Genomic DNA, 24842 nt, shown 5'->3' on the forward strand with positions numbered 1-24842 from the left:
TTCCCGAGCGGCCCTTCCTGTCTCACGGTAGCCTCACATTTGCGGGCGATTTCAGGACATCTGTACCGGGGGCCTATCTCCCGGCCGCATCCCACTCGGAGGCCGCTGCTCATCGGGACAGTCGCGATCTGGAGCCCGATCCGACGCGATGGTTTCCCATCTCCGTAAGATGACCCTATTGAGCCGCGAACCCGCGCTCGGCGCAAGCGGACAGCGTCTGCTGCGGCCCATCTGTCCCCGCTGTTACCGTTGTTCACAGGCGCGCGCTTGCGCTATCGGGCGCGTGCGCTGCACGCGCGGCGTTGCGCGCGTGCACGTCAGAACAACCACGTCAGAACAACAATGCGTGAAAGTCAGCTTCCCGGCGTCCAGGCGTGATAGTCGCCGGTTGCCTTGGGGCGGCGGCCGCTCGCCAGCGTCGAGCCGGACGGACGGTAGGCCTGCGCGGTGCCGGTCAGGTTCGGCAGATGCGGCTTCTCCCATTCCCGCGCCTGGTAGTTCTGCTCGGTCGGGGGCACATCGACGGTGTGATGCAACCAGCCGTGCCAGCCGGCCGGAATGCGCGAGGCTTCGGCGTAGCCGTTGTAGACCACCCAGCGGCGCTCGAAATGCAGCGTCGGATCGACCTCACCACCCTTGGTGCGGTAATAGCGGTTGCCCTGCTCGTCCTCGCCGACCAGTTCGCCGAATCGCGAGGTCCACAATTGCGTGCCAAAGGTCTGGCCATTCCACCAGGTGAAGAATTTCAGCAGGAATTGTTTCATGCGTGGCCGGTCGTCGGTTCGAGGCTATGCGGCTCTGATGCCACCTCATTCCCCAAATGTCCAGCCACCGCCAAGGTAGCCCCGCACCCCTCGGACAGCCCCGGGTTTATGCGCCCGTTTGGCGACCAAATGACGCGCTCACGAGGAGTTTTGTTCAGCTGCCATACATGAGCCGCCGGCTACGCGAAGATGACCCACAATCAATGTGGAGCACGGGAACGTCCGACCGCAGAGATGGTTAGACATTCACCGTTTTGATGGAGTCCAAAATGATCAATATGAAGGTTCTGAGCACCGCCGCGGCTCTGGCGCTTGCGCTGCCGTTGGCTGTGGCGCCGACCGTTTCGTTCGCCCAGTCTGCCGCACAGATGGGCGCGATGGGCGGTGGCGGCGGCCACGTTGGTGGTGGCGGCGGTGGTGGCTTTGGCGGCGGCGGCCGCGGAGGCGGAGGTGCCATGGGCGGCGGAGGCGGCGGCTGGCACGGCGGCGGTGGCGGCGGTCACTGGGCCGGTGGTGGCGGCGGCGGTTGGCGCGGCGGTGGCGGCTGGCACGGCGGTTACCATCGTGGCGGCGGCTTCTGGCCCGGCGCGGTGGCCGGTGCGGTCGTCGGCGGCGCCCTCGCCTCGGGCGCGTATTACGGCTCCGGCTATTATGGCTACGGCCCCGGCTACTATGACGACAGCTACGGCTACTACGATGAACCGTCTGTCGCCGTGGAGGTGCCGAGTGGCGGCGGCGCCAGCTACTGCGCGCAGCGCTACAAGTCCTACGACCCGGCCTCGGGCACCTATCTCGGCTATGACGGCCGGCGGCACCCCTGCCCGTAATGAAGGCCTGAATTCCTGGTTGCAAAGGGCGGCGCCAGCGCCGCCCTTTTTCATGTCCGCAAGTCCTTCTTGTGCGCAAGTCGTCTCATGTACGCAAGGCAACCGCGACGGCCGCGAAGGTCACCACGAGCGCTGCGATGTCGCTCGCGCTGAGCGGCTCGCGCAGCATCGCCGCTGCCGCAAGCACGCCGACGACGGGGACCAGCAGCGTGCCGATCGACGCGGTCGCCGCCGGCAATCGCTCGAGTGCCGCAAACCAGCAGACATAGCAAAGGCAGAACTGGATCAGCGTCATGTAGATCATCGACGCCCAGCCGAACTGCGACAGCGCGGCAAGCTGCGGCTGCTCGATCAAAACGCCGATGATCGCGATCGGCACGCAGCCGATCGCAAGCTGCCACGCCGCGAGCGACAGCGGCGGCATCGCGAGCTTGAACGATTTGGTCAGCACCGTGCCGAGCCCGACGCAGATCGCGCCGGCGAGCGCGAACAGAATCCCCGGCAGCTTGCCGAGGCTCGCATCGATGCCGCCGCCGCCGATCAGCGCCGCGATCCCGGCGAGCGCCACCGCAAGCGCAAGCGCACGCGGCAGCGACACGCGTTCGCCGAGCACCGGCCAGGCGACCAGCGCGACCCACACCGGAATCGTTATCCCGAGCACGGCCGCCTCGCTGGCGCGCAGCCAGATCAGCGCGAGGCCCATGGACGCGACCCAGCCGCCGATCGCCAGCGTCGACACCAAGGCAAGCCGCAACCACATGCCGTCGGGCACGCGCAGCGTCTGTCCCCGCACCAGCGCGATCAGGCCGAGCGCAACCGCGCCGACCACGCCGCACAGCCCGCGCGACGACAGCGGCGGCCACTCCGTGAGCAGGAACTTCATGATCGGGAAGTTGAGTCCCCAGCCGGTCGAGGCGACCACCAGGAATGCGAGGCCGAGCGGTGACAGCGGGGCGCGGCCGGCGACGGGAACTGCGGTCATGGACCTGTCGTAAAGGGGATGGACAAATACAGGTGATGTGTCACGGCTAGCTGGAAATCCGCTTGTCAGCAAACAGCATATGCATTCTATGATACAGACTTTCCGTCTAGGTTCCGCCTTAATTGACGAACAGGCCAAGCGAGTCGCCGGCACGCAAGGCCGTTAGAAAAAGAGGATGCATCGTGCCGAGCGTTCTCGTGGTTGATGACGATCCGATGGTGTGCGTTGCCATCGAGGTGTGCTTGCAACGCCAGGGCTTCGAGGTCACCGTCGCCGATGGCGGTGAAGCCGGCATGCGCGCGCTGGAGCAGGCCACCTTCGACGTCATGCTGGTCGACGTCTTCATGCCGCATATGCGCGGGTTCGAGGCGATCCGCGTCTTCCACGAACGCGCGCCCGATATTCCCGTGATCGCGATGTCCGGCTATGCCTTCGCCAATGCCGACCGCGCGCCGGACTTCCTGCGGATGACGATCGAGCTCGGCGCGTCCGCCTGCCTGCGCAAGCCCTTCACCCCGCAGGCGCTGATTGCCGCCGTTAACGAATGTCTTGCGAAGTATGCACCTTCCGCTCGTCTTTCGAAATAATTGCTCGTACTAATCGTCGATGGCTTCCCAGCGTCTCATTCTCGGCAGCGGCCTTGCGATCCTCCTCGTCATCAGCGCGGCGTCGATCGGGTTGGACGTCAAATCGCGCAGCGAGATTGATTCGGCAGATCGCACGCTCGGGATCCTCAAGCGGATTTCCGACACCCGGCCGTTGCCGCGGGGTGTGGAAAGCGCGGCGCGCGCATTCGCGCTGACCGGCGACGCCTCCTTCGCCGACGAATTCCGTGAGCAGAGCGCCGCCCTCACCTCGGCTTTCGACAGCCTGATGGCGGCGGTGAAGACGGCGCCCGAGGAGGCGCAGCTGCTCGCGGGCGCCAAGACTCAGGTCGACCGCGGCATTGCGCTCGGCGCCGAGCTGATCAGATTGCGCAGCGCGGGCGACACGGCCGGCGCCGCGGCGCTGATGTCCGCGGGCGAGAGCCGCGCGCTGATGGACAAGGTCGGCGCGGCGCTCGAGCGGCTCGTCACCGAAGAGCGCCGCGTGCTCGGGCTTCGCACCGACCAGTCGAAGACCTACGGACGCCTGCTGCTGGCGATCGACCTCGCCGGCGTCGCGATGATCCTGCTGCTCGCGATCGCGCTGACGCTGGCGGCGCGGCGCGCCAGCCGCGAACTGCAGGGCGCGCTCAGCGCGACCAAGGCGACCAATCTGTCGCTCGAGGGCAAGGTCGCCGAACGCACCAAGGATCTCGGCGCCGCCCTCGAGGAGCTCCGCCGTTCCACCTCGGTGATGGAAACCACCTTCCGCACCATGGCGGAGGCGGTGCTGGTGATCGACGGCGCCGGCACCGTGCTGCTGTCGAACCCGGCCGCCGAGAAGATGCTGCGCTACAAGCCGGGCATGACGGTCCGGCAGCTGCGCGCCATGAGCAACGTGTTCCAGTCCGACGGCGTCACGCCGATGCAGGCCGACGACATGCCGTCGGCCCGGGCGCTGCGCGGCGAGGAATTCGACGGGCTGGAATTCGTCGCCAAGCCGGTGCGCGGCGCGCCGGAGATTCACCTCGTGGTGTCGGGCCGGCCGCTGCGCGATGGCGACGACACCATCACCGGCGCGGCGCTGATCTATCACGACATCACCGCCTCGCGCGAAACCGAGCACAAGCTGCAGCAGGCGCAGAAGCTCGACGCCATCGGCAAGCTGACCGGCGGCGTCGCGCACGACTTCAACAACATGCTGACGGTCATCACCGGCACCACCGAGACGCTGGTCGACAGCCTGCGCGCCCAGCCGCAGCTCGCGAAAACCGCCGAGCTGATCGACCGCGCCGCCGAGCGCTGCCGCGAGCTGATCCAGCATCTGCTCGCCTTCGCGCGCCGCCAGCCGCTGGAGCCGCGCACCGTCGACATCAACGGCACCGTGGTCGACATCGCCAAGCTGCTGCGGCCGACGCTCGGCGAGCAGATCGAGATCAATTCGGTGCTGGCGCCCGACGTCGCCAGCGTCCATATCGATCCGTCGCAGCTTGCCAACTCGCTGCTCAACATGGCGATCAACGCCCGCGACGCGATGCCGAACGGCGGCAAGCTGCTGTTCGAGACCAGCAACATCGTGCTCGACGACGCCTATGCGGCTGTCAATCCCGACATCACGCCGGGCCGCTACGTGCTGCTCGCGGTCAGCGACACCGGCACCGGCATGTCGCATGCGGTGCAGGACAAGGTGTTCGAGCCGTTCTTCACCACCAAGGAGGTCGGCAAGGGCTCCGGCCTCGGCATGAGCATGGTCTACGGCTTCGTCAAGCAGTCCGGCGGCCACATCAAGATCTACAGCGAGGAAGGCCACGGCACCACGATCAAGCTCTATCTGCCGCCTGCCCGCGGCCAGGTCGAGGTGGAGGCGCCTGCGCCGGAGCCGGTGCGGCGCGGCAGCGAAGTCATCCTGGTGGTCGAAGACGACCAGCTGGTGCGCAACTACGTCGTCACGCAGCTGGGCAGCCTCGGCTACAAGACCATCGCCGTGCCCGACGCCCGCGCCGCGCTGGCGCTGGTCGACAAGGGCGAGAAGTTCGACCTCCTGTTCACCGACGTGATCATGCCCGGCGGCATGAACGGCCGCCAGCTCGCCGACGAGGTGCAAAAACGCCGCCCCGGCATCAAGGTGCTCTACACCTCGGGCTACACCGAGAACGCGATCGTGCATCACGGCCGCCTCGACGAAGGCGTGCTGCTGCTGGCCAAGCCCTACCGCAAGGCGCAGCTCGCCGGCATGCTGCAGCAGGCGCTCGGCGAGTGATGTGAGCTACCTCGTCGCCAGCGCGACGCCGGCGAGCGTGAACAGCAGCGCGACGATCTGGCTCGGCCCCAGCGGCTCGTGCAGCGCGATTGCGGAGGCCACCACGCCGATCACGGGCACCGCCATGGTGCCGATCGCGGCGACCGAGGCCGGCAGGCGGGCGAGCGCGGCAAACCACGCGACATAGGCGACGCAGAACTGGATCAGCGTCGAATAGACCAGCAGCCACCAGCCGACCGTGGTGATGCGGTCGAGATGCGTGGTCTCGATCAGCAGGCCGACGATCGCGATCGGCACGCAGCCGAGGCCGATCTGCCAGGCCGCGGCCGGGATCGGCGGCATCACCAGCGGATATTTCTTGGCCAGCACGGTGCCGAGCGCAAAGCCGAAGGCGCCGCCGAGCGCCATGATGATGCCCGGCAGCTTCTCCTTGCTCGCGCTGATGCCGCTGCCGCCCATGATCGCGGCGAGCCCTGCAAAGGCCATCACCAGCGCGATGGTCCGCAGCAGCGTCGGCCGCTCGCCGAGCACCGGCCAGGCCAGCAGCGAGGCCCATACCGGCATGGTGTAGGCGATCAGCGCCGCCTCGCTCGCCGGCAGCCAGAGCAGCGCCAGCCCCATCAGCACCATCCAGCCGGTGACGTTGAGCGCCGCATACAGCACGAGCCGCGGCCACAGCCGTTTCTCGACATGTAGGCTCTGGGCGCGGATCAGCGCCAGCGCCGCCAGCAGCACGGCGCCGATCACCCCGGTGGTGCCGCGCAAGGTCAGCGGCGGCAGCTCGCCGAGCAGGAACTTGGTGGACGGCCAGTTGAACCCCCAGCCCACTGAGGTGATGGCGAGGAACATCAGGCCGGCGGGCGCAAGGCGCGGCCGCGCGGAAGGCTTCTGGACTGTCATGGAACCCGGCGGGGATGTGAGTCGGCCTCACCTTGCCCGCGATTTTGTCGCCCGACCATCACGGCTCTGACATGCCTGGTCCGTAGTTTGCCCGTAGGCCTACGTGAGTCCCCAAAATTCAATCCGGGACCGCGAATAAAAACTTCGCCTGTGAACAGCGGGGCGAAGCTCCGATCCACAGGCGATAGGAATATTTTTGGCTTGGGAATCCCTGAGGACTCACCGATAGTTGGCTCGATCACAGGCGCGGCACCGACCCCTGTTATCCCCCTCTTTCCACCATATTTAGTGTTTGATTCAGAAACTCGTACTAGTCCTTGACGGGCGTGACGGACATGGCCTAGCTTTCAACCTGTTCGGCGCGAGTGTGTTTGGGTCCCCGCCGGTCGCTCCCACAAGGGTTCCAAAATGACCACTCCGCCAGGCCTTCGGGCCGCGGGTGAAGGGTTTCTCTGCCCTGATTTTGGGCCCGAGGTCTTTCGAGTCCGGGGACGACGGAACGGGCCGCGAAGGACCCGGAAACAGAGGCCGTAACCGGCCCGCAAGAAGCGTACGCGTGACGTGTCGCGTGAAGCGTTTTGGGGCGTTGAATGCATGACCCGGAGCACCCGACCAGTCGGGCGCCGGGACGATGCCGCCGCAGGACCGGTCATACCGGTGCCCAGCGGATGAGAGAAAACAGGCCGGATCCACCGGCTGAGCTGCGGATGACGGGAGGCGTGCTGACACGTGTTCCGAAGTCCGCGAACAGACAACATTCCGGCACCTGCGGGGAAACGTGGGGCCGGGCAGAAGAAGAGACGGGGCTCGACCATGCGAATCGAACGACGCAACACCACCAGCGGACAATCTCCCTATGCCGGGATCAATTTCCGCCTGACCACATCAGAGATCCGCAATCCGGACGGCTCGGTCGTGTTCCGCGCCGAGAACGTCGAGGTTCCGGAGTTCTGGTCGCAGGTCGCCTCCGACGTGCTGGCGCAGAAGTATTTCCGCAAGGCCGGCGTTGCCGCGCGCCTGAAGAAGGTCGAGGAAGAGACCGTGCCGTCGTGGCTGTGGCGTTCGGTGCCCGACACCGAGGCCCTCGCAGCGCTGCCCGAGAACGAGCGCATCGTCGGCGAGACCAGCGCAAAACAGGTGTTCGATCGCCTCGCCGGCTGCTGGACCTATTGGGGCTGGAAGGGCGGCTACTTCTCCACGGAAGAAGACGCCCTCGCCTTCTTCGACGAGCTGCGCTTCCAGCTCGCAAAACAGATGGTCGCGCCGAACTCGCCGCAATGGTTCAACACCGGGCTGCACTGGGCCTATGGCGTCGATGGCCCCGGCCAGGGCCACTATTACGTCGACTGGAAGACCGGCAAGCTGACCAAGTCGAAGTCGGCCTATGAGCATCCGCAGCCGCATGCCTGCTTCATCCAGGGCGTCGGCGACGACCTCGTCAACGAGGGCGGCATCATGGACCTCTGGGTGCGCGAGGCGCGCCTGTTCAAATACGGCTCCGGCACCGGCTCCAACTTCTCGAGCCTGCGCGGCGAAGGCGAAAAGCTCTCCGGCGGCGGCCGCTCAAGCGGCCTGATGAGCTTCCTCAAGATCGGCGACCGCGCCGCGGGCGCGATCAAGTCGGGCGGCACCACGCGCCGCGCCGCCAAGATGGTCGTGGTCGACGCCGACCATCCGGACATCGAGACCTATATCGACTGGAAGGTGAAGGAGGAGCAGAAGGTCGCCGCTCTCGTCACCGGCTCCAAGATCAACCAGAAGCACCTCAAGGCCGTGATGAAGGCCTGCGTGAACTGCGAAGGCAGCGGCGACGATTGCTTCGATCCGGAGAAGAACCCGGCGCTGCGCCGCGAGATCAAGCTCGCCCGCCGCAACCTCGTGCCGGACAACTACATCAAGCGCGTCATCCAGTTTGCAAAACAGGGCTACAAGGACATCCAGTTCGACACCTACGACACCGACTGGGATTCCGAGGCCTACCTCACCGTCTCCGGCCAGAACTCCAACAACTCGGTGTCGCTGAAGGACGATTTTCTGCGCGCGGTGGAAACGGACGGTGACTGGAATCTGGTCGGCCGCACCACCAAGAAAGTCACAAAAACGCTGAAGGCGCGCGACCTCTGGGAGAAGATCGGTTACGCCGCCTGGGCGAGCGCCGACCCCGGCCTGCACTTCAACACCACGATGAACGACTGGCACACCTGCAAGGCGTCCGGCGACATCCGCGCGTCCAATCCGTGCTCGGAATACATGTTCCTGGACGACACGGCGTGCAACCTCGCCTCCGCGAACCTGCTGACGTTCTACACCCCCTCCCTTCCCTCCCCCGCAGGCGGGGGAGGGTTGGGTGGGGGCCGCTTCGACATCGAGTCCTACGAGCATCTCTGCCGGCTCTGGACCATCGTGCTCGAAATCTCCGTCATGATGGCCCAGTTCCCGTCGAAGGCGATCGCCGAGCTGTCCTACGAGTTCCGCACGCTCGGCCTCGGCTTTGCAAACATCGGCGGCCTCTTGATGACCATGGGCCTGCCCTATGACTCGAAGGAAGGCCGCTCGCTGTGCGGCGCGCTGACCGCTGTGATGACCGGCATCGCCTACAAGACTTCGGCCGAGATGGCGGCCGAGCTCGGTACCTTCCCGGGCTACAAGAAGAACGCGGCGCACATGCTGCGCGTCATCCGCAACCACCGCCGCGCCGCCCACGGCAACGCGGCCGGCTACGAGGCGCTCTCGGTCAACCCGGTGCCGCTCGATCACGCTTCCTGCCCGCAGGAGGACATCGTCACCCACGCCAGGCTGGCCTGGGACGACGCGCTGGCGCTCGGCGAGGTCAACGGCTATCGCAACGCCCAGACCACGGTGGTGGCGCCGACCGGCACCATCGGCCTCGTGATGGATTGCGACACCACCGGCATCGAGCCCGACTTCGCGCTGGTGAAGTTCAAGAAGCTCGCCGGCGGCGGCTACTTCAAGATCATCAACCAGGCGGTGCCCTCGGCGCTGCGCGCGCTCGGCTATCGCGAGAGCGAGATCGCGGAGATCGAGGCCTACGCCGTCGGCCACGGCTCGCTGTCGAATGCGCCGGGCATCAACGCCTCGACGCTGAAGGCAAAAGGCTTCACCGATGAAGCCATCGCCAAGGTGGAAAAGGCGCTGCCGACCGCGTTCGACATCAAGTTCGCCTTCAACAAGTGGACCTTTGGCGAAGACTTCATCCGCGACCAGCTCGGCATCGGTGCCGAAGCCATTGCTGCTCCGGGCTTCGACCTGCTCCAGGCCGTCGGCTTCACCAAGCGCGAGATCGAGGCCGCCAACGTGCACATCTGCGGCGCGATGACGGTGGAAGGCGCCCCGCATCTGAAGGCCGAGCACTATCCCGTGTTCGACTGCGCCAATCCCTGCGGCAAAATTGGAAAACGCTATCTCTCGGTCGAGAGCCACATCAGGATGATGGCGGCCTCCCAGCCGTTCATCTCGGGCGCGATCTCCAAGACCATCAACATGCCGAACGACGCCACGGTGGAGGACTGCAAGTCCGCCTACCTGTTGTCGTGGAAGCTGGCGCTGAAGGCCAACGCGCTGTACCGCGACGGCTCGAAACTGTCGCAGCCGCTGAACTCGCAGCTCATCGCCGACGATGAGGACGAGGACGATGCGGTGGAAGCGCTGTACGAGAAGCCGATGGCCGCGCGTGCCGCCCAGGTCTCGGAGAAGATCGTCGAGAAGCTGGTCGAGCGCATCGTCGTGATGCGCGAGCGCGAGAAGATGCCTGATCGCCGCAAGGGCTACACCCAGAAGGCTGTGGTCGGCGGCCACAAGGTGTACCTGCGCACCGGCGAATATGACGACGGAAGGCTCGGCGAGATCTTCATCGACATGCACAAGGAGGGCGCGGCGCTGCGCTCCTTCATCAACAATTTTGCGATCGCAGTATCCCTGGGTCTGCAATACGGCGTGCCGCTGGAAGAGTATGTCGACGCCTTCACCTTCACCCGCTTCGAGCCGGCGGGCCCCGTGCAGGGCAACGACTCGATCAAGTACGCGACCTCGATCCTCGACTATGTCTTCCGCGAGCTCGCGGTGAGCTACATGGCGCGCTTCGACCTCGCCCATGTCGATCCGAACGAGTCTGGCTTCGACGCGCTCGGCAAGGGCGTCGAGGAAGGCAAGGAGCCGGATGAGGCCCCCGCCCAGCACCAGGCGACGAAATACCTGTCGAAGGGCCTGACCCGGTCGCGCACCGACAATCTCGTCGTCATGCGTGGCGGCTCGGCCGCGGTGAGCCAGGGCGCCGACAACGCGCCCGCCGGCAGTCGCGTCACCGCGCTCGCCTCCCACGGCGCAACCTCGCGCGGCGCCTCCGACACCGTCGAAGGCGCGGTCGCCCTGAAGCAGGAGGTCAGCCACGACCTCTCGCCGACCGAGAAGCTCGAGGCATTGAACTGGAGCAAGCCCGGCACCGCCGCAGCCGCCGCCCCGTCCAAGGCCGAGCGTCGCGCCGAAGCCAAGGCCAAGGGCTATGAAGGCGAGATGTGCTCGGAGTGCGGCAACTTCACGCTGGTCCGGAATGGCACCTGCATGAAGTGCGATACTTGCGGCAGCACGACGGGGTGTTCGTGAGGCGGACGGCTTGGGATTTAAAAAGGGCGGCCAATGGCCGCCCTTTTCTTTGAGATACCACGCAACTAATACGAGTATTCTTGGAGGCCATGGATATGGACGCCTCCTCACTCGCACAGAAATACCTCGTTTCGATAAGGAGGCGGAATGCCAGAAGTGCAAGGGTTGTTCGGTGGGACTCGACCGATCAAGAGCCTCCATCCGTCATTCCAATTCTTGAAGACATCACCGAGAAACAAGTCGACGCGTCGCTTAATGAATGACGCGTTCGCTGGATTTGTCGAAAAGGACGGCAATTTCGTCGAACAATTTCAAACGACGGGTTTCAACACACGCACGTTCGAACTGTATGTCAGTGAGTTGCTTCATTCGGAGGGGTTCGTCTTCGAAGGGAAGGAACCTCAGCCAGATTTCTGCGTGGTGAAGAACGGAGTGCGACTTGCGATCGAATGCACGACCGCGAACCCAACCGATGCAGGTAAAGGCGAACTTCACGTTTATCAACCCGTCAACGAGAAGGATCGCGATCCTGATGGAATTCGTGCGCGCCAAGAGAACGAAGTCCCGATAAGGGTTGCCGGCGCACTAAGAAGTAAGATGCTTCACCGCGTGAATAGAAAGAAAGATCCGAAGGCCTACTGGGAATTGCCGCACGTTGCTGGCGCGCCGTTCGTACTGGCTGTTCAAACCTTCCATGAGCACGGCTCTCTTGGGTTTTCCAATGCGGGAATCATTCGATATCTCTACGGACTTGAGCAGAGGCCGTCGTGGGACGAGGCAGGTAATCTGATAATCAAATCCTTTCCCGTTCTTGAACACGCATATAACGGTCGCACGATTCCCTCAGGCTTCTTCAATCAGCCGGGGTCGGAGAACATCTCAGCAGTTCTCTGGACCAATGCAGGAACGGTTGCAAAGTTTACGCGAATGGCCCTCGCCGGGCCTTATCCGGACGAAGACGTAACTGCCCTACGCGCGGGAGTGATGTTTGACTTTGATCCAAACGCGCACGCTCCTCTTCCTTTTGCCTACATTGTCGGAGATCCGGAGACACCGGTTGAAACTTGGGGGCAGGAAGCCAACCTCTTCCACAATCCAACAGCGAAGTATCCCATCGCCAATGGTCTGTTCGAGACCGTCACCGATTCCAGAGTCGTTGACGGACAATACAGTGATCTCATCAAGGGAAATTTCTCGCCAATCATGTCGATGTCCATGGTCTTCAGCGGACCAAGGCATCGACTAGGCGCGATACACAAGGGCGAGCAGGTAGTCGAAGTCCTTAGCGAGGCCTACAAACAAATGAACAAGCGCCCTGAGTAAGCCCATGTCCGATGCCTGCATGGCTCACCAACGTATCGGCGCCGCCAAGGGGCGGACTATTGCGCGCGGGCCGAATAGCCGCGTACCGCCTCTTTAGATCCGTTAAGGCAAGAGAAGATTTGCGCCAATTGATTGATGGTACCAGCTTTAACGCAAATCAATCTCGGCAGTTGGGGTTTCAATTCTAGTCCGCAAGACGCAAGGCCGATTAGGCGCAATCCGCCATTTCGCTCGCAACAATCTCGGTGGGTTACCGTTCCCTAACCCACCCTAACACAAAAAGCCCCGCCGCCACGGCGGGGCTCTTCGTTTGGGATGTCGCGGCCCGAGGACGAACGTCGATCGATCGGCGCCTCTATCCGAGCTCCCGCAGGGCAGCCTATTGCGTCCGCTCGTTGATAATGGGCGTCGCCGTCCGTTGCACCCGCTCATAGCGGCTGATTTGATCTTGCGAGAGTTTCTTCATGGCCAGTAATTCATCTGAGGTCTTGATCTTGAGCTGAGCGAAGATGGCCGACGGTGTCACCTCCTCGTCCATCGGCGATGGACTCGATCGAAGCGCAATCATCCGGTCAATGCGCTGCAGCAAGCATAGCTCGGATGAGCGAAGCGACATCCGGGACCAACACGCACCTCGCAAGATCAATCCCGCATATCGCTTCGCTCATGCGGGCTACTGCCTGCCCCCATCCTGCGCGCTAGATCACCATGACGCAGACGCAGACATCCGCGCGCTTCCCAATCGCTTGAAAGTGCGGTCATATGCCGTCCGGAGACACTAGGCGTTTGGGGCAAGGGTCTCGGCTTGCGGGAGGAGAATGCGCGTGAAAGAACTTGCTGGAAAGACCGCGTTCGTGACCGGCGCAGCGTCAGGCATTGGATTGGGGATCGCGACCGCTTTGGCTCAGGCGGGGGCTAAAGTCATGCTTTGCGATATTGAAGAAGCGGCTCTATCCGCGGCGCTCGAGCAATTGAGGCGCACCAACGTCGATGTCGACGGCGTGAAAGCGGACATCTCGATCAAATCCGAACTCGCGGCGGCCGCCGAAGCCACGACTGCCCGCTACGGCAAGGTGCATATCCTCGTCAACAACGCGGGCGTTGGTGGCGGTGGGCCCTATGGCACCTGGACCGACGCGTCGTGGGATTGGACTCTGGGCGTCAACCTGATGGCGACCATTTGGGGAATCGAGATTTTCGGACCGTTGATAGAGCAGCATGGCGAGGGTGGACACATTGTCTCCACTGCCTCGATCGCCGGTCTTATTTCAGGGGCGAGCAATGCATACAATGTTTCGAAATACGGCGTTGTCGCGCTGTCCGAGGGCCTGCGCCTTGAACTTGCGCCCCGCGGGATTGGCGTATCGGTGCTGTGTCCCGGGTTCATCCGGACGCAAATCGCGAACTCAAGGCGCAACCTTCCCAAGCGCTTCGAGGGGGCGGTCCGTGCCTTGCCGACGTCGGGCCCAATTGCCGAGCAGATCAATCTGATCCGCCAACGCGTCTCTCAGGGCATCGATCCCAACTATGTCGGTGAACTCGTCCGCGAAGGGGTCGAAAACGACTGGCCATATATCTTCACCGACCTCGAGTTTGAACCGATTGTCGACGCGCGCTTCGCCGCAATCAAGCAAGGCTTTGACCGGATCCGCGGGCGCACCCCGAAACGATGAGCGCGCAGCAAGCGTAGCCCGGATGAGAGCCAACGGGTCGCGCGAAATGCGCGCCCGACGACAGGCTCCGCGACGCAACTCACAAGATCAATCCCGCATGTCGCTTCGCTCATGCGGGCTACTGGCTGGCACGCTTTTCAAGAAGCAGCGTGCGGTCGGCGATATCCTTCAATTCGAACGCCTGGGAGTCGAGGAACGCGACGGACCCGTTGTTGGGGTCCGCGGCGAGGCGATGGGTTTCGCCCAGATGATGCTTCAGCCAGGCCCGCTGCTCGGTCTGCAATTGCGCGTGCGCCTCGCCCTTCGACCTTGCGAGAAGCGCTTGATAGGCGGTGTTGAGCCTGACGTCCCACTGCCCGATTGCGGCCTTGCCGCATGCGAGCATCTTCGTTGACGTCCCTTCGGCTTTGTCCATGCACGCATCATACGCGGTGCTTTGCTGCGCGCGCGCCGACAAGGTCCCGAGCACGAGCGCAGCTGCAACCAATACAAGCGTTCGCGAAAGCATGACCACGTCCAAATCACCCCACCCGCATCTCCGGACAACCATCGTTGCACAGGAGTGCCCGAAACAAAAGCCGGCAAGCGTAGCCCGGATGAGCCAACGGGTCGCGCGAACGCGCGCCCGATGACAGGCTCCGCGATATCCGGGACCAACGTCACCAGACGCACGACCAGCCCCGCTCTGCCCTCACCGACCCCGTCATCGCCCGGCTCGACCGGGCGATCCAGTACGCCGCGGCCTCCCGGCTCCAGCACCGGCGTCTCTGGAATACTGGATCACCCGCTTTCGCGGGTGATGACACCGACCTAGCCGTTTGACAGCAAGCGTAGCCCGGATGAGCGAAGCGATATCCGGGACCAGCATCACCGGATGCACGACCGGCCCCGCATATCGCTTCGCTCATGCGGGCTACTGCTGCCGCGGCGCGTTCATGCCTCAGGTATTCTTGTGACGGCGATGCGTTTGCATCATCGCACGCGAAGCAAATCACTCAGGTGCCACGCGCAACGTGATCCGCGTCAATTCCGACGGCCGGCCGAGCCGCAAGGCAAAGCCGGGCCAGAGCGCGGTGCCGTTGTTGACGTAGAGCGTCATCCCGTCGACATCGTAGCGGCCCGAGACGAAGCCGGCGTTGGCGCGCGCGGCGAGGCGATCGATCCCCAGGATCAATCCGCCATGGGTGTGTCCGGAGAGCTGCAGCGCCACGCCGAGCCGGGCTGCCTTTCGTGCGTCGCTCGGCTGGTGATCGAGCAGGACGACGGGCGCGCCCTTGGGGGCACCATCGAGAACCGCGGCAAGATCGCGGATCGAATGCCCCCGGTGGCGCGAGGCGCGGTCGGTAATCCCTGCGATCACCAGGCGGCCGGCGCCGCGTTCGAGCACGATGTGCCGGTTCTCGAGCGAGCGCAGGCCGAGCGCTTCGTAGTGCGCCATCCAGCCGTCATAGCCGAAGATATATTCGTGATTGCCCGAGATCACGTAGACGCCGTCGGCGGCCATCAGGTCGCGCAGCGGCGCGATGTCGCCCCGCCGCGCATCGATGGTGCCGTCGATCAGGTCGCCGGTGATCGCGATCAGGTCGGCGCCGAGCTTGTTCGACCGCTCGACCACGGCGCGCGCCCATGGCGCGGGAAACAGCCGGCTGATGTGCAGATCGGTCAGTTGCAGGATGGTGTAGCCGTCGAACTGCCGCGGAAGTCCGCTTATGCCGACCTCGACATCCCTGAGCGGCGGAATGCGCATCGCCTGATGCACGCCGATCGCGGCGGCGGCGGCCGCCACGCCAGCAAGTGCGTAGCGGACGCCGTCAGGCGCGCCGACGAAGCCGCCGTGGAACAGCGCTGTGACCAGCAGCCCGGCATCGAGCGCCAGTTGCAGCAGCGCCAGCAGCATGATCGCGCCGAACGCCCAGTTGAACAGCACGACCACCGGACGCGGAAACTCCGGCGAGAATTCCGATCCCGACGACAGCCTGTTCCAGCGGTGAAACTGCAAGGCGACCAGCACCAGCAGCGCGGCGACGATCTTTGCCGGGAGCGGCCAGTCGAGCGGCCAGATGAAGCGGGCCAGGATCAATAGGCTGGTCAGGCCGAAGATGAGTTGGGGAATAGGTCTCGCTCCGGATCGGATCGGTGAAGGCTGCGGGGTCGGCGCCCAGCGAAGGCAGGGTGGATCGGCCGCGCGCGTAAGCCGCCATCGTCTGCACATTTTCGGCAAGTTGGGCGTCGCTGAAGCGCCCTGCGCGCTGTCCCAGTAGCCCGGATGAGCGAAGCGACATCCGGGATCCGCCTCGCAAGAACACGCCACCGGCCCCCGCATATCGCTTCGCTCATGCGGGCTACGGGCTACAGACTGCGCGCGTTGCTGTGGAGCGCAAGCCGGAGGTCTCCTGGCACCTTCCATCAGCATTATCGCCCCTCCTGAAAAATGAACCTGAACGCCGCTCATTTTCATGCCAACTATTGAATATTGTTCATTTTTTGTTGGAACCGATGATGCAAACGACCTTCCGGATGGACGGATTGACCGGGTCCGAACGGGGTCATCACCAACAGGCGCGGTGCGGGCGATCTGCGACCGTATCTGCTGCAGGTGCTCCCGCTCATCCTGATCCCGCTCTGGCAGTCGATCTATCATGCGCCGCGCGCCGATCGCGCAGCGTTCGCCGCCGCGATGGCGCTGTACGTTCTGGCCAAGATCGCCGAGGTGCTCGACCATCAGATCGCGAACTCGCTCGGGTTCGTCAGCGGACACACCTTGAAGCACCTGCTCGCGACTTCAGCCACGGCCGCCATCGTCTGGGGGCTGACGCGACGATTCTCGGCCGGCGGCCGTCGAACGGCGGGCACTTCGACAATTTCGGAATAATGGAAACGTACCGCTGATTTGCCCGACGCGTCAAGTCGCTCTTCCGAGTGCCGGCGGCAACCTGCCCCTTTGCATGGGGTTGTTTTCGATATTTTGGGACGGGCAGCTCTGCTTCGTCGATCGCATCTGGCGGATTGACCGGCATGGCGACCGCATCCATATGCATCTGCATGAACCGGCCGTCGCCTGCCGTTTCGCATCCACCTGGACACAGCCAAATACCATCGGCTCCCGTCCCTAACGTTCCGGAGTCGCCGTGGCCGCCCTCTCCATTCTCGATCTCGTCCGCGTCACCGAGGAAACCGACGCGCGCGGCGCGCTCTATAACGCGCGCGATGTCGCCGTGCATGCGGAGGCGCTCGGCTATCGCCGCATCTGGGTGGCGGAGCACCACAACATGGCGGGCATCGCCAGCGCCGCGACGTCGGTCGTGATCGGGCACATCGCGGCGGGAACCAAGACCATCCGCGTCGGCGCCGGCGGCATCATGCTGCCGAACCACGCGCCCTACGTCATCGCCGAGCAGTTCGGCACGCTGGCGCGGCTGTTTCCGGACCGTATCGACCTCGGCCTCGGCCGCGCGCCGGGCACCGACCAGCTCACGCTGCGCGCGCTGCGCCGCACGCCGGAATCCGCCGAGAACTTTCCGCAGGACGTGCTCGAGGTGCAGGCCTTCCTCGCCGCGGCCGGTCCCAACCAGCGCATCCAGGCGGTGCCGGCCGCGGGCACCGACGTGCCGCTGTGGATTCTCGGCTCGAGCAATTTCGGCGCGATGCTGGCCGGCGAGCTCGGCCTGCCCTACGCCTTCGCCTCGCACTTCGCCCCCGAACTGCTGATCCAGGCGCTGCAGATCTATCGCGCCCGCTTCAAGCCGTCGGAGCAGCTCGCGCATCCCTACACCATGGTCGGCGTCAACATCATCGCCGCCGACACCGACGAGGAGGCGCGGCGGCTGGCGACCACGCAGCAGATGTCGTTCACCAACATCTTCCGCGGTGCGCGCGGCCTCAGCCAGCCGCCGATCGACGACATCGAGAGCTACTGGTCGCCGGCGGAGAAGGTGCAGGCGATGCGGATGCTCGCGCGCTCCATCATCGGCTCGCCCGCGACGGTGCGCGCCGGCATCGACGCGCTGGTCGCGGAGACCGGCGCCGACGAGCTGATGATCGTGTCCGACGTCTACGATCACCAGAAGCGGCTGCGATCGTTCGAGCTGATCGCCAAGGCCGGCGGGATCACGCCGCAGACCTAGCCCTGAACGGCAGGGCTATCGCATATGGGAGGAGATGGACTTGTCCGCACCGTCATGGCCGGGCTTGTCCCGGCCATCCACGTCTTTCTTCGCCTGGAAACAAAGACGTGGATGCCCGGGACAAGCCCGGGCATGACGAGTTTGTGGAGCGATCGAGCTCATATGCGATGGCCTTGCCCTGGACGGGCGGGATCACTTCGGCGCGCCGGCAGGCGCCTGCGACTGCGCGAGCTGGCCGAGCGTGACGCTCAGCGAATTCGGCGCATGGTCCCGCAGCATCGAAAGCTTGACCGAACTGCCCGGCGCTCCCGCATAAACCTTCTTGGTCAGCTCGTTGGCGCTCTTGATCGGCTCGTCATTGACCGAGGTGATCACGTCCCCCCGCTTCAATCCGGCCTTCGCGGCCGGGCCGCCGGTCTGCACGCCGACCACGACCGCGCCGTGCAGATTGTCCGCACCTAAGCTTTCGGCAATGCCGGGGGTGATCGATTGAATCTGGGCGCCCATCCAGCCGCGCGTGACCGTGCCCTTGTCCTTCAGCTGCGGGATCACCGTCTTCACGGTATCGGCGGGTATCGCGAACGCGACACCGACCGAGCCGCCGGAGGGCGAGAAGATCAGGCTGTTCACGCCGATCACCTCGCCATGCGTGTTGAAGCTCGGCCCGCCGGAATCGCCGCGGTTGATCCGCGCGTCGATCTGGACGAAATCTTCCGAAGATCCCGTCTCCAGGTCGCGCGCACGCGCCGAGACGATCCCTGCGGTGACGGTGTTTCCGAGGCCGAATGAATTGCCGGCCGCGAGCACCCAATCGCCGGTGCGCGGCGGTTGATCGGCGAGCTTGACATAGCTGAAGTCGGTCCGCCCATCGACCTTGAGCAGAGCCAGGTCGCTGACCGGATCCTTGCCCAGCACTTTCGCCTTGTAGACCTTGTTGTCGCTGGTGCGAACGTCGGCGCGGTCGCTGCCGCCGAGGACGTGATTGTTCGTCACCGCATAGCCGTCCGCCGAGATGAAGAAGCCCGAACCGATCGATGTCATCTCACCCAGCTTCGGCAGATTGCCCGGTCCGCGCCTGCCGGGATTCGGAACGGCCCTCCCCGGCGTGTCCTGATCGGGCAAGTCATCCGGCCCAGAAGAGTCGCCGGGAGACTGGCCGGGAGAAGAATCGTCGTCATCCGCCGCAGCGACCTTGGCGTTGACGCCAATCACGGCCGGCCCAACCTTCTCCGCAAGGTCGGCGAACTCGCCGGGACCACCATTGCCATGATCCGCGCGCGAAGCTGCCGGCTGTGCGTGGGCAAGGCTTGCGCTCACAAGGCTTGCGCTTACAAGGCTTGCGCTCACCAGCAACGCCGACGTGAAGGCACTGGTGACGAGCGACGTGCGAAGGCTGCCGAAAGCCGGGTCTCTGTGATTCATCTTCCGCGTCCATGTTTGGGATCAGCCGATTGCTTTGGATGAGTTGCCGGCCCGGACGCGACGATCAGTGAACCGTTCCCTGCAGCACAGGGGCGCAATGCCGAGCGACGAACGGCAACGGATAGAGCGACAGACCGTTCCATCGGCATTCGCGGTAGACGGGCGGCTTGCCACCTTTGCGCCCTTTTGCGCATTAAATCGCCGGATTTTCGCTTGCTTTGCCCGCCTGCGCCCCTACGGTGCGCCCGCAACGACGGAGACGATCTCGACCATGGACGCCGCAATGAACTGCCCGAAATGCAATTCCGAGCATGCCTATCAGGACGGCGTTCTCTGGGTCTGCCCGGAATGTGCCCATGAGTGGAGCACCGACGCGGCCGCGGCCGCCGAGACCGCGCCGGAAGCTGGCGTGCGCGATGCGCACGGCAACCCGCTGACCGACGGCGACAGCGTGATCGTGATCAAGGACCTCAAGGTCAAGGGCTCGTCGTCGGTGGTCAAGGGTGGCACCAAGGTCAGGAACATCCGCCTCACCGAGGGCAGCGACGGACACAACATCGCCTGCAAGATCGACGGCATCGGCGCGATGAATCTGAAATCGGAGTTCGTCAAGAAGGCCTGACGCAGCCGGGCTTACGCATCCGCCAATGCTTTCGCCGGTGAGGCGGCGGCCTTCGCGATGGGCCGGTTCTCGTCGTCGACCAGCACGACCCGCGGATGAAACTTGCGCGCCTCGTCGGCGTCGAAGCTGGCATAGGCGACGATGATGACCTTGTCGCCGGCCATGGCGAGCCGCGCGGCCGCGCCGTTGAGGCCGATGGTGCCCGATCCCGCCGGCGCCTCGATCACGTAGGTCGAGAAGCGCGCGCCGGTGTCGACATTATAGATGTCGACGCGTTCATTGATGAGGAAACCGGCGGCCTCGATCAAATTGCGGTCGATCGAAATCGATCCCTCGTAATGCAAGTCCGCTTCCGTGACGTGCGCGCGATGAATCTTGCCCTTCATCAAAGTCACTTGCATCGAGACCATCCCGTATCGTTGCGTCGGAATTTTCCGCGCCGCCAATAACGGCGCGCCGCCTCCGCGTCAACGTTGTCCGGGTGTACGCTCGCTTCGAGCGCAGCACCATCGCGATCGGTTTGTCCTGAAATTGCCGACCGCGCCGGTCTGCAATGCTCCGCGCCGCCCAAATCGGAGAATGAATGCGCTGCGGCGAAGCCTTTCCGGAGCAGGCTATTATTTGTGACCCGGCGGCGAACGCCCTACTCCCGCTTGCTCGCAATCTCGTTCGCCAAGACCAGGATCACCTCGCCGTCGAGGATCGGCTTCGCGACCTCAAAGAACCGCGCCACGGCCGGCGAATTGTTGTGCCGGTCCATGGCTGCCTGATCCGGGTATCGCTCATACGTCGAAAATATCCGGGGACTGTCGACATCCTGCGAGACGTAGTAGCCGAGGGTGGACGGCTCGTTGGCGCGGACATGCTCGACGACATCGAGCAATGCCTGACGCATCGCCGCCTCATGGCCCTTCTTCGCGCGGATGATCGCCGTAATCGCTAGCATGCACTCTCTCCGGAATTGGTAGCCCGTTCGCTCGACCCATCCTACACGCTTTTGACTAGCTCACACCCTGCTCAACGCCTGCGCGATGTCGGCCACCAGGTCGGATGGATGCTCGATCCCGATCGAGAGCCGGATCGTCGAATCCAGCACGCCGATCCGCTTGCGGATATCGGCCGGTACGCCGGAATGCGTCATGGTGGCCGGCAGGCTCGCGAGCGACTCGGTGCCGCCGAGACTGACCGCGAGCTTGAATATCTGCAGCGCGTTGAGGAATTTCTCCGCCGCCTGCTGCCCGCCGACGATGTCGAACGAGAAGGTCGAACCGGCGCCGCTGCTTTGGCTCGCGAACACACGCCCCGCGGGGGACGCCGGATCGTGATGGCCGAGATAATGCACCTGCGCCACCTTGGGGTGATCGCGCAGATAGTCGGCGACGATCCGCGCGTTGCGGTCGGCCTTTTCCATGCGCAGGCTGAGCGTTTCCAGCGAACGGCTGATCATCCAGCAGGAATGCGGATCGAGCTGGGTGCCGATCGCGCCGCGCAGCGCCTTGACGTCCTTCATCAGCTTCTTCGAGCCGAGCGCCGCGCCCGCAATCAGGTCGGAATGGCCGCCGACATATTTCGTCAGCGAGTACAGCGACAGATCGGCGCCGTGCTCGATCGGCCGCTGAAACACGGGCCCGAGCAGCGTGTTGTCGCAGGCGATGATCGGCGTATGGCCCTGTGCCTTGCCGATCGCGTCGGCGATGCGCCGCGTCAGCGCGATATCGACCAGGCCGTTGGTCGGATTGGCCGGCGTCTCGATGAAGATCATCGCGACGCGGCCCTTCTTCATCGCCTCGTCGGCAGCGGCGCGGATGACACTCTCGTCGAGGCCGTCGGCAAAGCCCACGGCGTGAATCGAGAAGCCCGCCAGCGTCCTGGTGAACAGCGTCTCGGTGCCGCCATAGAGCGGCTGCGAATGCAGGATCACGTCGCCGGGCCGCGCGAAGGCCAGCACCGTGGTCGAGATCGCCGACATGCCGGAGGAGAACAGCGCGCAGCTCTCGGTGCGCTCGTAGATCGCAAGCCGGTCCTCGACGATCTCGCTGTTCGGATGATTGAAGCGCGAATAGACCAGCCCCGCTCCCATGCCTTCCGGAGGCTCGCGCCGGCCCGCGACAAAGTCGAAAAAGTCCTTGCCGTCCTCGGCGGTGCGGAACACGAAGGTCGAGGTCAGGAACACGGGCGGTTTGACGGCGCCCTCCGACAGCTGCGGATCGTAGCCGTAGTTCAGCATCTGGGTTTCCGGATGCAGCAGGTGATTGCCGATATGGGTTTTGGACGGAAACGGTTTTGTCATGGCCGGTCTCCTGTTCACGGGCCGCCGCGCTGACGGCGATTCCCGGAATGATGGGACCAGCATACCCCAGCTTTATGCCATTCAGCCAAAGCACGGCATCAGACAGTTCTGGATAACGAACGGCCGGCGTGCGCCCTGCTCCGCCGGCCGTTCCGAATTGTCACGCAGTGGTGAAGACGCGGGCTACCAGCCGCGATCCACGTTGCGCACCTCGCCGGTCCGCGCATCGACATCGACCTGCATCCAGCGGCCGAGGCGATCACGCCCCTCGACCTCCCACTCGTCGCCGAGGAACTGGGTGTTGGACACCGTCACGATGCCGAGATTGGTCGCGACATCGAGCGCGGCTTCCATCGAGATCTGGCTGCCGGAATCGTAGGCCATCGCCGGCGTCGCTGCGCCGATCGCCAGGGCCGCGATCGCGGGAATAATGAAACTTCGCATGGCTCACTCCTCATGGAACGGGATGTTATGCCGCATAAAACGAGCGGCGCACCCATCAGTTCCGACAACAGGGGTGACGAAGCAGCGCGAAACTTCGGCAGTTGCGGCGATTTGGTGGCGGTTCCGGTTTCATCGACGCGCGCCGTTCGCCTTGCGCGCTCTCTTCTTCCACATCCGAAATCCGCCCTCGAATGCGTTGGCGTTGTCGCCGAACCTCACCTTGGGCGGCGGGTTGTCGACCTTGTCGGCATTGCCGCCGCCGAGCACGATGTACTCGGGCTCCAGCGCGGCGGACAGCCGCGCGATGACGTCGTCGACGCTCTTGCGCCATTTCTTCCGGCCGCGGCGCTCGAAACCCGCGACGCCGACATAATCCTCGAACGTCGCGCCCTTGCGGTACGGCAAATGACCAAGCTCCATCGGCTCGTAAACACCATCCACGATCATCGCGGAGCCGAGGCCGGTGCCGAGGCCGAGAAACAGCATCCGGCCGCCCTGATAGCTGCCGATCGCCTGCATCAGCGCATCGTTGACGACCCTGGTCGGGCGGCCGAACGCCCGGTGAAAATCGAAGCCGGCCCAGCCGCGTCCGAGATTGTGAGGCTCGGTCAGCGGACGGTTGTGAACGACGGGTCCCGGATAGCCGACCGAGATCACATCATATGACCAGTCCTTGGTGAGCAGCTTGACCTGCCGCACCATCTCGGTCGCGGACAGCGTTGGACCTGACTCGAATTCGCGCTTGATGCGCTCCTTGTCGGTCATAACCTTCACATGCGTGCCGCCGACGTCGATCGCCAGCACGGTGCGCTCCGATGCGGGCGCTCGCGCTTTCGTGCTTGTTGTCCTGCTTGCTTTCTTCCTTGCTTTCTTCCTTGCTTTCCTGGCCATCGATCCGCTCTCTCTCGTGCGCACCGAGTGGAACAGAGAAACGCTGCGCGCGCCACGGCGATGTTCTGCATCTGACTCCAATTTGTTCGCAAAGAACGAATCGGAATCGCGCAAATCGGCGCCGCCAAAACCTTAACAAGGCGTGCACGTCTGCCGCATCAGAGCGACCGAATGGAGGCAAGCTGAACGCAGGCGACGTCGTTTACAGCAAGCTTGCCGGATCACGTCGCGGCCCAACGGATCCGATCGAACAACCCTTCGACCCGGGTGCAGACGCGGTAGAGACAAGGGCTGAGCAGATCGGGGCGCTGCGATTGCGCTTCGTTCGGCCCGATGTCGGCCCTGCGCTGTCGGCATAATTCTGCGCGTCGGCCGGCCTAATCCTTTGACACGAAATCCTTCAGGCGAAGCCGGCTTCGGTGGTCCGCATGCGCTTCCTCGCCCGACGGATTGAGGCCACGAAAATATGTTTTTTGCCAGCGCTGCTGCGTTGCTCCCGATCCCGGATCCTGCAGATCGGTATTGAAGGCGTTGCGACCTTCGGACCACAGCCTGTGCTCGCGCTCGATGTCGGGTGCTTTCGACAATGGCAACGTCTCCGGCTCGATCCGCTCGAGGCTGCCACGCTCAATCGGAAAAAGATGGCAATATGGCTCGCCCTGCTCAAATCGTATCTTTGTATTCGAGCGCGTGAATCGCCAATTCATCGTGAAGGTGTACGGCGACCAATCCGTCTCGATGATCCCGCTCAACGGCGCAATGGCATCTTTCGGCCTGTTGATGGGTCCGGTGACAAAGAGGTCGAAACCGGGATCGGTGCGGAACAGGCACGGGACGTGGAAGGTCAACACGCCATGTCCGAAGTGGCTCACAGCCGGCGCGTCGGTGCCGAGATCAGGCTTGATCCGAATGGTTTCCTTGTGATTGAGCCCGTCCCAGCGAGCCGAGAAGCCCGACGGACAGAGCAGCTCCCAGCCATGGGCGTTTGCAATGTTGAGCGGCAGGCAACGGTACGCATAACGTTGGTCGGTCGCATCCATCCAGTCGCGGTCGGGCGATGCAGGGCGGATCCGAACCGCATGGCCGTCCAATGTGTAGGCGATGAGCTTCGGCATC

The 24842-nt window shown here is 64.2% G+C and carries 22 protein-coding genes; 9 read left to right on the forward strand and 13 right to left on the reverse strand.

Annotated elements, in window-relative coordinates:
- Positions 1-353 precede the first annotated feature (353 nt).
- Positions 354-764, reverse strand: coding sequence for an NADH:ubiquinone oxidoreductase subunit NDUFA12 (locus JEY66_RS25420; protein WP_018271393.1), 411 nt, complete (start codon positions 762-764; stop codon positions 354-356).
- A gap of 269 nt (positions 765-1033) precedes the next feature.
- Between JEY66_RS25420 and JEY66_RS25425 the strand changes: the two genes are divergently transcribed.
- Positions 1034-1591 (forward strand): BA14K family protein, encoded by a 558-nt coding sequence (locus tag JEY66_RS25425; protein ID WP_026192709.1) that lies wholly within the window; start codon positions 1034-1036, stop codon positions 1589-1591.
- Positions 1592-1676: 85 nt separating this feature from the next.
- Here JEY66_RS25425 and JEY66_RS25430 read toward each other — a convergent pair whose 3' ends face one another.
- Positions 1677-2573 (reverse strand): DMT family transporter, encoded by an 897-nt coding sequence (locus tag JEY66_RS25430; protein WP_018271391.1) that lies wholly within the window; start codon positions 2571-2573, stop codon positions 1677-1679.
- Positions 2574-2755: 182 nt separating this feature from the next.
- Between JEY66_RS25430 and JEY66_RS25435 the strand changes: the two genes are divergently transcribed.
- Positions 2756-3160: a response regulator gene (locus JEY66_RS25435; protein WP_026192708.1), complete on the forward strand. Its 405-nt coding sequence runs from the start codon at positions 2756-2758 to the stop codon at positions 3158-3160.
- A 19-nt stretch (positions 3161-3179) separates the two neighbouring features.
- On the forward strand, positions 3180-5417 hold the full coding sequence (locus JEY66_RS25440; protein WP_018271389.1) for a CHASE3 domain-containing protein: 2238 nt from the start codon (positions 3180-3182) through the stop codon (positions 5415-5417).
- A gap of 6 nt (positions 5418-5423) precedes the next feature.
- Here the strand turns inward: JEY66_RS25440 and JEY66_RS25445 are convergent, their stop codons facing one another.
- Entirely contained in the window at positions 5424-6317 is an 894-nt protein-coding gene (locus tag JEY66_RS25445; protein WP_018271388.1) for a DMT family transporter, read from the reverse strand.
- A gap of 813 nt (positions 6318-7130) precedes the next feature.
- On the opposite strand from JEY66_RS25445, the gene JEY66_RS25450 reads away from it, so the two are divergent.
- The gene (locus JEY66_RS25450; RefSeq protein ID WP_018271387.1) at positions 7131-10937 is read left to right on the forward strand and encodes a vitamin B12-dependent ribonucleotide reductase; all 3807 of its coding nucleotides are present in this window, start codon (positions 7131-7133) and stop codon (positions 10935-10937) included.
- A 147-nt stretch (positions 10938-11084) separates the two neighbouring features.
- Positions 11085-12260, forward strand: a complete 1176-nt coding sequence (locus JEY66_RS25455) for a hypothetical protein (RefSeq protein WP_026192707.1) — start codon at positions 11085-11087, stop codon at positions 12258-12260.
- A 379-nt stretch (positions 12261-12639) separates the two neighbouring features.
- Here the strand turns inward: JEY66_RS25455 and JEY66_RS25460 are convergent, their stop codons facing one another.
- Positions 12640-12849 (reverse strand): hypothetical protein, encoded by a 210-nt coding sequence (locus JEY66_RS25460; protein ID WP_129964994.1) that lies wholly within the window; start codon positions 12847-12849, stop codon positions 12640-12642.
- A 229-nt stretch (positions 12850-13078) separates the two neighbouring features.
- Here JEY66_RS25460 and JEY66_RS25465 point away from each other — a divergent pair, with 229 nt between their 5' ends.
- Entirely contained in the window at positions 13079-13933 is an 855-nt protein-coding gene (locus JEY66_RS25465) for an SDR family NAD(P)-dependent oxidoreductase (RefSeq protein ID WP_210291472.1), read from the forward strand.
- A gap of 118 nt (positions 13934-14051) precedes the next feature.
- Here JEY66_RS25465 and JEY66_RS25470 read toward each other — a convergent pair whose 3' ends face one another.
- Both JEY66_RS25470 and JEY66_RS25475 read right to left on the reverse strand, forming a co-directional pair.
- Complete coding sequence (locus JEY66_RS25470; RefSeq protein ID WP_244620887.1) at positions 14052-14447, reverse strand: lysozyme inhibitor LprI family protein; 396 nt, start codon at positions 14445-14447, stop codon at positions 14052-14054.
- Between the two features lie 477 nt (positions 14448-14924).
- Positions 14925-16013, reverse strand: a complete 1089-nt coding sequence (locus JEY66_RS25475) for a metallophosphoesterase (RefSeq protein WP_018271382.1) — start codon at positions 16011-16013, stop codon at positions 14925-14927.
- A 516-nt stretch (positions 16014-16529) separates the two neighbouring features.
- Between JEY66_RS25475 and JEY66_RS25480 the strand changes: the two genes are divergently transcribed.
- Together JEY66_RS25480 and JEY66_RS25485 are read left to right on the forward strand one after the other, a co-directional pair.
- Positions 16530-16805 carry a hypothetical protein gene (locus tag JEY66_RS25480; protein ID WP_018271381.1) on the forward strand — a complete coding sequence of 92 codons (276 nt, stop codon included), beginning with the start codon at positions 16530-16532 and terminating at the stop codon, positions 16803-16805.
- Positions 16806-17061: 256 nt separating this feature from the next.
- Positions 17062-18057, forward strand: a complete 996-nt coding sequence (locus JEY66_RS25485; RefSeq protein ID WP_018271379.1) for an LLM class flavin-dependent oxidoreductase — start codon at positions 17062-17064, stop codon at positions 18055-18057.
- Positions 18058-18249: 192 nt separating this feature from the next.
- Here JEY66_RS25485 and JEY66_RS25490 read toward each other — a convergent pair whose 3' ends face one another.
- The gene (locus JEY66_RS25490) at positions 18250-19479 is read right to left on the reverse strand and encodes a S1C family serine protease (RefSeq protein ID WP_018271378.1); all 1230 of its coding nucleotides are present in this window, start codon (positions 19477-19479) and stop codon (positions 18250-18252) included.
- 271 nt (positions 19480-19750) lie between these two features.
- Between JEY66_RS25490 and JEY66_RS25495 the strand changes: the two genes are divergently transcribed.
- The gene (locus JEY66_RS25495) at positions 19751-20101 is read left to right on the forward strand and encodes a zinc ribbon domain-containing protein YjdM (RefSeq protein WP_018271377.1); all 351 of its coding nucleotides are present in this window, start codon (positions 19751-19753) and stop codon (positions 20099-20101) included.
- 11 nt (positions 20102-20112) lie between these two features.
- On the opposite strand, the gene panD is transcribed toward JEY66_RS25495, so the two are convergent.
- The 6 genes from panD to JEY66_RS25525 all read right to left on the reverse strand — a co-directional run bounded on the left by panD (position 20113) and on the right by JEY66_RS25525 (position 24841).
- A complete protein-coding gene (gene panD / locus JEY66_RS25500; protein ID WP_051110167.1) occupies positions 20113-20502 on the reverse strand; it encodes an aspartate 1-decarboxylase in 390 nt (129 codons plus the stop codon).
- A 242-nt stretch (positions 20503-20744) separates the two neighbouring features.
- A complete protein-coding gene (locus tag JEY66_RS25505) occupies positions 20745-21047 on the reverse strand; it encodes a putative quinol monooxygenase (RefSeq protein WP_018271375.1) in 303 nt (100 codons plus the stop codon).
- A 60-nt stretch (positions 21048-21107) separates the two neighbouring features.
- The gene (locus JEY66_RS25510; protein WP_018271374.1) at positions 21108-22391 is read right to left on the reverse strand and encodes a cystathionine gamma-synthase family protein; all 1284 of its coding nucleotides are present in this window, start codon (positions 22389-22391) and stop codon (positions 21108-21110) included.
- 183 nt (positions 22392-22574) lie between these two features.
- Complete coding sequence (locus JEY66_RS25515) at positions 22575-22835, reverse strand: PepSY domain-containing protein (RefSeq protein WP_016842771.1); 261 nt, start codon at positions 22833-22835, stop codon at positions 22575-22577.
- A gap of 129 nt (positions 22836-22964) precedes the next feature.
- Positions 22965-23639 carry an ROK family protein gene (locus JEY66_RS25520; protein ID WP_018271373.1) on the reverse strand — a complete coding sequence of 225 codons (675 nt, stop codon included), beginning with the start codon at positions 23637-23639 and terminating at the stop codon, positions 22965-22967.
- Between the two features lie 464 nt (positions 23640-24103).
- A complete protein-coding gene (locus JEY66_RS25525; RefSeq protein ID WP_018271372.1) occupies positions 24104-24841 on the reverse strand; it encodes a DUF6065 family protein in 738 nt (245 codons plus the stop codon).
- Position 24842 lies beyond the last annotated feature (1 nt).

It is taken from the genome of Bradyrhizobium elkanii USDA 76 (genome assembly GCF_023278185.1).
Lineage (GTDB): Bacteria > Pseudomonadota > Alphaproteobacteria > Rhizobiales > Xanthobacteraceae > Bradyrhizobium > Bradyrhizobium elkanii.